Origin of the sequence: Pseudomonas sp. Sample_22 (assembly GCF_004307635.1) — a bacterium.
In the GTDB taxonomy this organism is placed as follows: Bacteria; Pseudomonadota; Gammaproteobacteria; order Pseudomonadales; family Pseudomonadaceae; genus Aquipseudomonas.
The window spans coordinates 49,201-57,862 of sequence record NZ_RCNY01000076.1 but is presented as its reverse complement, the minus strand read 5'-3'; the positions used below and the strand labels follow the sequence as shown (position 1 = coordinate 57,862).

The window sequence follows — 8,662 nt, the reverse complement described above, 5'->3', positions numbered from 1 at the left end:
TTTTAGCGAAAAACATCTCGCGAAAGCTTGACCGTGAACAGAGTATCTACAGGTTGTCCACAGATTGTGCCAACTGCGTCAGTACCAGCGCGCTTCACCTGGTGGGCGCTTCTTGAAGCGCTTCATGCTCCACATGTACTGGCTCGGATAAGCCCGCACATAGCGCTCGACGACCTGGCTCATGGCCGCGCAGGACTCTGCGGTGTCGGTGCTGTACATGGCCTCCGGCGCAGCTTCGAGGATCACTTTGTAACCCGAACCATCCGGCAGCCGCAGCGCATGCAGGAAAACGCCGACCGCTTTGCCGCCTGCGAGCATGTTCGGTACAAACTTGCTGGTCAGCGCCTGGGTGGCGAAGAACGGCACGAAGATCCCGGCGGATTCGGCCGGTTCCGGGTCAGCCGGAATGCCCACCGCACCACCTTTGCGCACTTCCTTGATGACGCTGAGGATGCCTTCCTTGGTCGAAGCGGCAACCTTGTTGCCCAATTGCACTCGCTGCTTTTGCAGCAATTCGTCCACCGCCTTCAATTTTGGCGGCCGATAGAAAATGATCGGCTTGCACTGGCTGCAATAGAAGTGGTTGAGCACTTCCCAGTTACCCAGATGGCTGGTGATGCCAACCACGCCCTTGCCCGACGCCAATGCGTCCTTCAAAACATCCAGCCCTTCTACCTCGCGCACCAGATCGATCGAGCGCTGGGCCGGCCAGATCCAGGCGCAGGCGCTTTCAGTCAGGGATTTGCCGATGTCTTTCAGGCTTTGGCCGACCAGCCGCTCACGTTCGGCGGGGTCCATGTCCGGAAAGCACTTGGCGAGGTTGATCCGTACGACATCGCGGGAGCGGTTCGGGGTTTTCCACATGACCCAGCCGATCGCCGAGCCCACGGCCTGCACGGCCCGCCACGGGAGCAGGGCAAACAGCCGCAGAGCGCCTACCAGCAAGGCGCCTTTAAACTTATCCACAGGTCACTCCTGATTTTGTGCTGTGCGCGAGGCGGTCATTCTAACCGCCGTTCGCCAGCATCGCGTAACGATCGCAATCCTTGGTGTGGTCCATGACCATGCCGCTGGCCTGCATCAAGGCGTAGCAAATGGTCGGCCCGACAAAGGTGAAACCGGCTTTTTTCAGGCCTTTGCTCATTTCCACGGCGGTCGGCGTCACGGCGGGGACTTCACTGCGATCCCTGAAATGGTTGATCACGGGCTTGCCTCCGACAAAGGACCAGAGAAACTCCACCGGGTCCTCCAGCGCCAGCCAGGCCTGGGCGTTGCGCCGGGCCGCATTGAGTTTGAGGCGATTGCGAATGATCCCCGGATCGAGCATCAATTCATCGATTTCCGCGTCGCTCATCTGCGCCACGCGCTGCACGTCAAAACCGAACATCACCTGTCGGTAATGCTCGCGTTTGCGCAGCACGGTGATCCAGGAAAGGCCGGCCTGGAACCCTTCGAGCAAAAGCAACTCGAACAAACCCTGCGCATCGCGTAGCGGCGTGCCCCACTCCTGATCGTGATAAGCCATGTACAGCGGATCTTCGGAACACCAAAAGCAGCGTGGCATAAGGCTCCAGGGGGCGTGCGCAGCAATGAATCGGGTATACTCCCGCTCTTTAAATCGCAGCCCAAGAAACAGGTGAATTTCGTGAGCCAGCCTACGCCAGCCGTGCGTACCTTCCAAGACTTGATCCTCGCCCTCCAGCAATACTGGGCCGAGCAAGGTTGTGTGGTACTTCAGCCCTACGATATGGAAGTAGGCGCCGGCACTTTCCACACCGCAACATTCCTGCGCGCCATTGGCCCGGAAACCTGGAACGCCGCCTACGTACAGCCAAGCCGTCGCCCGACTGACGGCCGCTACGGCGAAAACCCGAACCGTCTGCAGCACTACTACCAGTTCCAGGTGGTCCTGAAGCCGAACCCGGACAACTTCCAGGAACTGTACCTGGGCTCCCTCAAGCACGTCGGCCTGGACCCGCTGGTCCACGACATCCGTTTCGTTGAAGACAACTGGGAATCGCCGACCCTCGGCGCCTGGGGTCTGGGCTGGGAAGTCTGGCTCAACGGCATGGAAGTGACCCAGTTCACTTACTTCCAGCAAGCGGGCGGCATCGAATGCTACCCGGTGACCGGCGAGATCACCTACGGTCTCGAACGTCTGGCCATGTACCTGCAAGGCGTGGACTCGGTCTATGACCTGGTCTGGGCTGACGGTCCGTTCGGCAAGGTGACCTACGGCGACGTGTTCCACCAGAACGAAGTGGAACAGTCGACCTACAACTTCGAACACGCCAACGTCGAGAAGCTGTTCGAGCTGTTCGATTTCTACGAAAGCGAAGCCAAGCGCCTGATCGAGCTCGACCAGCCGCTGCCGTTGCCGAGCTACGAAATGGTGTTGAAGGCTTCCCATACCTTCAACCTGCTGGATGCGCGCCGGGCCATCTCGGTGACCGCGCGTCAGCAATACATTCTGCGTGTGCGCACCCTGGCGCGTTCCGTTGCGCAAGCCTACCTGCTGGCTCGCGCCAAGCTGGGCTTCCCGATGGCGACCCCGGACCTGCGTGACGAAGTACTGGCCAAGCTGGAGGCTGCACAATGAGTGCTCTGGATTTTCTGGTTGAACTGGGCACCGAAGAACTGCCACCCAAGGCCCTGAACACCTTGGCCGAGGCGTTCCTCGCCGGTATCGACAAGGGCTTGCAAGCTGCCGGCCTGAACTACGAGACCAAAACCGTTTACGCCGCGCCACGTCGCCTGGCGGTGCTGATCACCTCGCTGGCCACCCAGCAGCCGGATCGCAGCATCAACCTCGATGGCCCGCCACGTCAGGCCGCATTCGATGCCGAAGGCAACCCGACTCAGGCAGCACTGGGTTTTGCCAAGAAGTGTGGCGTCGACCTGAGCGAAATCGATCAGAGCGGCCCGAAACTGCGTTACAGCCAAAGCATCGCCGGCAAGCCGACCGCGAGCCTGCTGCCGACCATCGTCGAAGATTCCCTGAACGACCTGCCGATCCCGAAACGCATGCGTTGGGGCGCGCGCAAGGAAGAATTCGTTCGTCCGACCCAATGGCTGGTGATGCTGCTCGGTGACCAGGTCATCGATTGCACCATCCTCGCCCAGAAGGCCGGTCGCGACTCTCGCGGTCACCGCTTCCATCACCCGCAAAGCGTGCGCATCGGTTCGCCGTCCAGCTACCTGGCCGACCTGCGTGCCGCCTTCGTGCTGGCCGACGCCAACGAGCGTCGCGAGATCATCAGCAAGCGCACCGAAGAGCTGGCCACCCGTCAGGAAGGCACGGCAATCGTTCCGCCAGCCCTGCTCGACGAAGTGACTGCGCTGGTCGAATGGCCGGTGCCGCTGGTGTGCTCGTTCGAAGAGCGCTTCCTCGATGTGCCGCAAGAAGCGCTGATCACCACCATGCAGGACAACCAGAAGTACTTCTGCCTGCTGGATGCCGACGGCAAGTTGCTGCCTCGTTTCATTACCGTGGCCAACATCGAAAGCAAGGATCCGCAGCAGATCATCGCCGGTAACGAGAAAGTGGTTCGCCCACGCCTGACCGACGCCGAGTTCTTCTTCAAGCAAGACAAGAAGCAGAAACTCGAAGACTTCAACCTGCGCCTGCAGAACGTGGTGTTCCAGGAAAAGCTCGGCAGCGTCTATGACAAGGCCGAACGTGTTTCCAAACTCGCCGCTTACATCGCAGCTCGCATTGGCGGCAACGCCTCCTGGGCTGCCCGTGCAGGCCTGCTGTCGAAGTGTGACCTTGCTACCGAAATGGTCGGCGAGTTCCCGGAGATGCAAGGTGTCGCCGGTTACTACTACGCCCTCAACGACGGCGAGCCGCAAGACGTCGCACTGGCGCTGAACGAGCAATACATGCCGCGCGGTGCCGGCGCTGAATTGCCGTCCACACTGACCGGTGCGGCCGTGGCAATTGCCGACAAGCTCGACACGCTGGTGGGCATTTTCGGTATCGGCATGCTGCCAACAGGCAGCAAAGACCCGTACGCACTGCGCCGTGCTGCGCTGGGCGTGCTGCGTATCCTGATCGAGAAAAAACTCGATCTGGACCTGAACGACGCCGTGGCTTTCGCCGTGACCGCGTTCGGTGCCAAGGTCAAGGCTGCCGGTCTGAACGATTCGGTGCTGGAGTTCATCTTCGATCGCCTGCGTGCACGTTACGAAGACGAAGGCGTCGATGTCGCAACCTATCTGTCGGTACGTGCCCTGAAGCCGGGTTCGGCCCTGGACTTCGATCAGCGTGTGCAAGCCGTGCAAGCCTTCCGTCAATTGCCGGAAGCCGCGGCCCTGGCGGCGGTGAACAAGCGTGTGTCGAACTTGCTGAGCAAGGTCGAAGGCTCCGTTCCTACCGTGGTGGAGGCCAAGTACTTCGACAACGCCAACGAGTTCTCCCTGTACTCGGCGATCCAGCAGGCAGACCAGGCTGTCCAGCCGATGGCTGCGGCCCGTCAGTACAGCGAATCACTGGCACGTCTGGCGGCGTTGCGTGAGCCGGTGGATGCGTTCTTCGAAGCCGTGATGGTCAACGCTGACGACGCCAACGTGCGCGCCAACCGTTACGCATTGCTGGCGCGCCTGCGCGGCTTGTTCCTCGGCGTTGCCGATATTTCGCTGCTGGGCTGAGGGGCTGCTGTTGAAACTGCTGATTCTCGATCGCGACGGAGTGATCAATTACGACTCCGACGCTTACATCAAGTCGGTGCAGGAGTGGATTCCACTTCCCGGTTCGATCGAAGCCATTGCGCAGTTGAGCAAGGCCGGCTGGACGGTAGCGGTTGCTACCAACCAGTCCGGCATCGCTCGCGGCTATTACGACATCGCCACCCTGGATGCCATGCACGAGCGCTTGCGCTCGCTGGTGGCGGAGCAGGGCGGTGAAGTCGGCCTGATCGTCTACTGCCCGCACGGGCCGGACGAAGGCTGCGATTGCCGCAAGCCAAAACCCGGGATGCTCAAAAGCATCGCCGCACATTACAACGTATCGCTGACCAATCTCTGGTTCGTCGGCGATAGTCTCGGTGACCTGGAAGCCGCCAAAGCCGTCGATTCACAGCCAGTTTTGGTAAAGACCGGGAAAGGCGCAAAGACGCAGGGCTTGACCCTTCCGGTAGGCACATTGATTTTTGACGATCTGGCGGCGATTGCCGCAGAACTTATCCACAATTAGAGTGCTTCTGATATTTCCTGATAAAGGATTGGTCAGGAGTGCGATTTATACAGGCGGGTATTGCCCGCAACGGTAAACGTCACCATGTCGATATTGCAGGCCATCAGAACCTTTCTCTTTTACCTGCTGCTGGGCACCAGCTCTCTGCTGTGGTGCAGCCTGAGTTTTTTTATCGCGCCCTTTTTGCCGTTCAAGGCGCGTTATCGCTTCATCAACGTTTATTGGTGCCGCTGCGCCTTGTGGTTGAGCAAGGTATTCCTGGGCATTCGTTACGAAGTGAAGGGCGCACACAACGTGCCGGATCGTCCCTGCGTAATTCAATCGAATCACCAGAGCACTTGGGAGACGTTTTTTCTCTCCGCTTATTTCTCGCCACTGAGCCAGGTACTCAAGCGTGAACTGCTCTATGTGCCATTTTTCGGTTGGGCCATGGCCATGTTGCGTCCGATCGCCATCGACCGCGACAACCCGAAAGCCGCCCTCAAGCACGTGGCCAAGAAGGGCGACGAACTGCTCAAGGACAACGTCTGGGTACTGATCTTCCCTGAAGGCACACGCGTTCCCTACGGCACCATCGGCAAGTTCTCCCGGGGCGGGACTGCGTTGGCGGTCAACGCCGACCTGCCGGTGCTGCCGATTGCGCACAATGCCGGCAAGTTCTGGCCGAAAGCCGGTTGGGCGAAGAAGCCCGGCGTGATTACCGTGATCATCGGCGAACCAATGTATGCCGAAGGCAGCGGGCCACGCGCCATTGCTGATTTAAACGATCGGGTGCAGGCCTGGAACGAGCAAATGCAAAGGGAAATGGGCTCACTTCCGCCGGCGCCAAATGCACCGGTTTCCACGGACTCGGTCGCTGTCTGAAATTCTGTGGATAAGCTGTGTACCGTTTTTCTCAAACGCCTACCGAATATTAAGTAACTTTTTGATTTCATTACATATTTTATAAAATGATAAAAATCATCAAACCGTGCATAAGTATTTTGCGGACGCAAAAAAACCGGCTGATATAGCCGGTTTTTTTATACCCGGGAAATCCCATGGTATTCACTCTTCCAACAAGGGGAAATCAAGCCGGAAACAGGTGCCTTCGCCAACCACGCTGGAGCATTCGATTCGCCCCCCATGTCGATCCACCACCGCCTTTACCATCGACAACCCCAACCCCACGCCGTCGGTACCCTGGGCAGAAGAGAAACGCCGATATTGACTGAATAGTTCGGGCAACTCCCTGGCGGCAATACCTTTGCCCTGATCGACGAGTTCACAGGTCAACCAGTCGCCGCTGTGCCTGACCCGCAAACTGACTCGCGTTCCCGCTGCACTGTATTTGATCGCATTCTCCAAGAGATTGAACAGCGCCCGAGTCAACAAAGCCTGATCCGCCATGAGCAGACTTTCCTGAGCGGCATCCTCGACCTGGTGCACTAGCTGGATCTGTTTCTGTTGCGCAAGGGGCAATGCCTGATCGAACACATCCAGCACCAGCATGGCAAACAAACTGGGCTGGAAGTGATAGGCATCGGACTCAGCCCTGGCCAATTGAACGAATCCGTCCGTCAGATCCAGGGCGCGACGCACCTGAAGCTCAATCTGATCGAACAGTTGCGTGTCGCCGCCTACCTGATGACGATGCACATCCAGCAGCGCAAGAATGGCCGAGTGAGGCGCGCGCAAATCGTGGGACAGAAAACGCAACATGACAGTCCGTTGCTCTTGCGCTTCGCGCTCAATACTCAGGTCAGTCAAGCTCCAGAGCCAACCGACGGGCGTTTCGACGTCTGTCGGTAATAAAGCAGCGCGTTCCAAACGCAAGCTGCGTTCTCTGACGTCACGGAACTCCAACATCGGCAGTGTGGATAATTGCGAGGCCGGGCCATGGTTCACCCCGGGGTAACCGAGCTGTACCAGCTGTTCAATGACTCCTTCCCCCACCAAACTGCCGCCAAATAGATCGCGGGCTTTGCGGTTACCGAGCAATATTTGCCCGTTAGGGTCACTGATCAACGTGGCTACAGGCAAATATTCCAGTCCATCAGCGATGAAACGGTGGGTATCGCGGGTCCGGCTCATGGCTTGTTCAAGCGCCATCACTTGCTTCTGCAAGCGATCACCGCTCGGAAACTGTGTGCGGCGGCGTTCCGGAAATACTTTGGGTTCGCTGTCCAGTCGCGCCAGCTCCCAACCAAAATACCTCAACACCACGCTGAGCCGCCGCCAGTTCCAGATCAAATACGCCAGTAGCATGCTCAGCAGCGCGGGGGTCGGGGACCACCATTTGCTCAACTCCGCGAGACCGGCGCTGGTCAGCAGCGTACTGAGCATGCCAATCAACGTCAGCCAGAGCGCCAGGCGCGGGCGCCACAGCAACAGAGCGAGAACACAGGCCACCAGGCACACTGACAGAAGCGCGCTTAGGGCCGGTGATGAATCGTTCAGATTAATCTGCAGGCGATAGGACAACAGTGCAGTCAGCGGCAGGAGCACTAGACTGACCCACAACCACTCGCGCACCAATTGCCGAAATAATCGCTCAACCTGGCTTGGCTCACGGCTTTCCAGAAGACGAGGGCTATTCATGGGAAAAAGGGCAGGGCGGGGTGAATGGTTTCATAGATCTCCGATCTGACAACGTAGACCCAAGAATCATAGCGGACGTCGACACACGGCGGACCCCGAACTTCAACTGCCCCTGACAAGGAACCACCGCCTATGCGTGTCGCGATATTGGACGATGAGCCAGCCGAACTGCGCCGGGTCGAACAAACCCTGGAGCAGGTGGCGGACGGCGGCGAGCAACCCTGGTCACTCCACAGCTTCGAACGCGGTGAAGACCTGGTGCGACAACTACGCCGAGAAACCTTTGACCTGCTGATCCTCGACTGGCAATTACCCGATATCACCGGCTTGATGGTGCTGCGCTGGACTCGTGAACACATGGAAACACCACCGGCCGCCATCATGCTTACCAGTCGTGACGCAGAGAACGATATCGTCCAGGCCCTGAATGCCGGTGCCGACGATTACCTCAGCAAACCGTTTCGTCCCAATGAACTGAAAGCCCGGGTAGGCGCGGTTCTGCGTCGACACAGCCAGCAACGAGCAGCCACGGACGGCTTGAGCTTCAATGATCTGGTGTTCGATGATGCAGAACTGACCGTCACGCGTGATGGCAAACCGATCGTCATGACCGAGCGCGAATACCGTCTGGCGCACTGCCTGTTCAGCAACCTGGGGCGACCGCTGTCGCGGGACTACCTTTACGAACGCTTTTGGCCCCATGAAGAAATGTCCTCATCGCGCCCTCTGGATACGCACATCTATCGCCTGCGCAACAAACTTGGCCTGACGGCTGATCGTGGCTGGCAGTTGCTGACGATTTACGGGTATGGCTATCGACTGGAGAGTGTTTCGCCGGCGAGTGAGTGAATCGCGAATAATAAAAAAGGCCAACGCAATGCGTTGGCC

8 protein-coding genes are annotated in these 8,662 nt (G+C 58.7%); 5 read left to right on the top strand and 3 right to left on the bottom strand.

What is annotated here, in order from left to right; genetic code table 11:
• Window positions 1-78: 78 nt before the first annotated feature.
• Both D8U73_RS19625 and tag read right to left on the bottom strand, forming a co-directional pair.
• Entirely contained in the window at window positions 79-966 is an 888-nt protein-coding gene (locus D8U73_RS19625) for a lysophospholipid acyltransferase (protein WP_056854250.1), read from the bottom strand.
• Window positions 967-1,006: 40 nt separating this feature from the next.
• A complete protein-coding gene (gene tag / locus D8U73_RS19620; protein ID WP_056854251.1) occupies window positions 1,007-1,564 on the bottom strand; it encodes a DNA-3-methyladenine glycosylase I in 558 nt (185 codons plus the stop codon).
• 81 nt (window positions 1,565-1,645) lie between these two features.
• On the opposite strand from tag, the gene glyQ reads away from it, so the two are divergent.
• The 4 genes from glyQ to D8U73_RS19600 all read left to right on the top strand — a co-directional run bounded on the left by glyQ (window position 1,646) and on the right by D8U73_RS19600 (window position 6,058).
• Complete coding sequence (glyQ, locus tag D8U73_RS19615; RefSeq protein WP_003213601.1) at window positions 1,646-2,599, top strand: glycine--tRNA ligase subunit alpha; 954 nt, start codon at window positions 1,646-1,648, stop codon at window positions 2,597-2,599.
• Entirely contained in the window at window positions 2,596-4,650 is a 2,055-nt protein-coding gene (gene glyS / locus D8U73_RS19610; protein WP_130905480.1) for a glycine--tRNA ligase subunit beta, read from the top strand. The genes glyQ and glyS overlap by 4 nt, the downstream gene beginning before the upstream one ends.
• Before the next feature lie 4 nt (window positions 4,651-4,654).
• Window positions 4,655-5,194: a D-glycero-beta-D-manno-heptose 1,7-bisphosphate 7-phosphatase gene (gmhB, locus tag D8U73_RS19605; RefSeq protein ID WP_177336575.1), complete on the top strand. Its 540-nt coding sequence runs from the start codon at window positions 4,655-4,657 to the stop codon at window positions 5,192-5,194.
• Window positions 5,195-5,278: 84 nt separating this feature from the next.
• Complete coding sequence (locus tag D8U73_RS19600) at window positions 5,279-6,058, top strand: lysophospholipid acyltransferase family protein (protein ID WP_056854254.1); 780 nt, start codon at window positions 5,279-5,281, stop codon at window positions 6,056-6,058.
• A gap of 183 nt (window positions 6,059-6,241) precedes the next feature.
• Here the strand turns inward: D8U73_RS19600 and D8U73_RS19595 are convergent, their stop codons facing one another.
• Window positions 6,242-7,774 carry a HAMP domain-containing sensor histidine kinase gene (locus D8U73_RS19595; RefSeq protein WP_130905479.1) on the bottom strand — a complete coding sequence of 511 codons (1,533 nt, stop codon included), beginning with the start codon at window positions 7,772-7,774 and terminating at the stop codon, window positions 6,242-6,244.
• A gap of 132 nt (window positions 7,775-7,906) precedes the next feature.
• Here D8U73_RS19595 and D8U73_RS19590 point away from each other — a divergent pair, with 132 nt between their 5' ends.
• Window positions 7,907-8,623 (top strand): response regulator transcription factor, encoded by a 717-nt coding sequence (locus D8U73_RS19590; protein WP_056854256.1) that lies wholly within the window; start codon window positions 7,907-7,909, stop codon window positions 8,621-8,623.
• The last annotated feature ends 39 nt before the right edge of the window (window positions 8,624-8,662 follow it).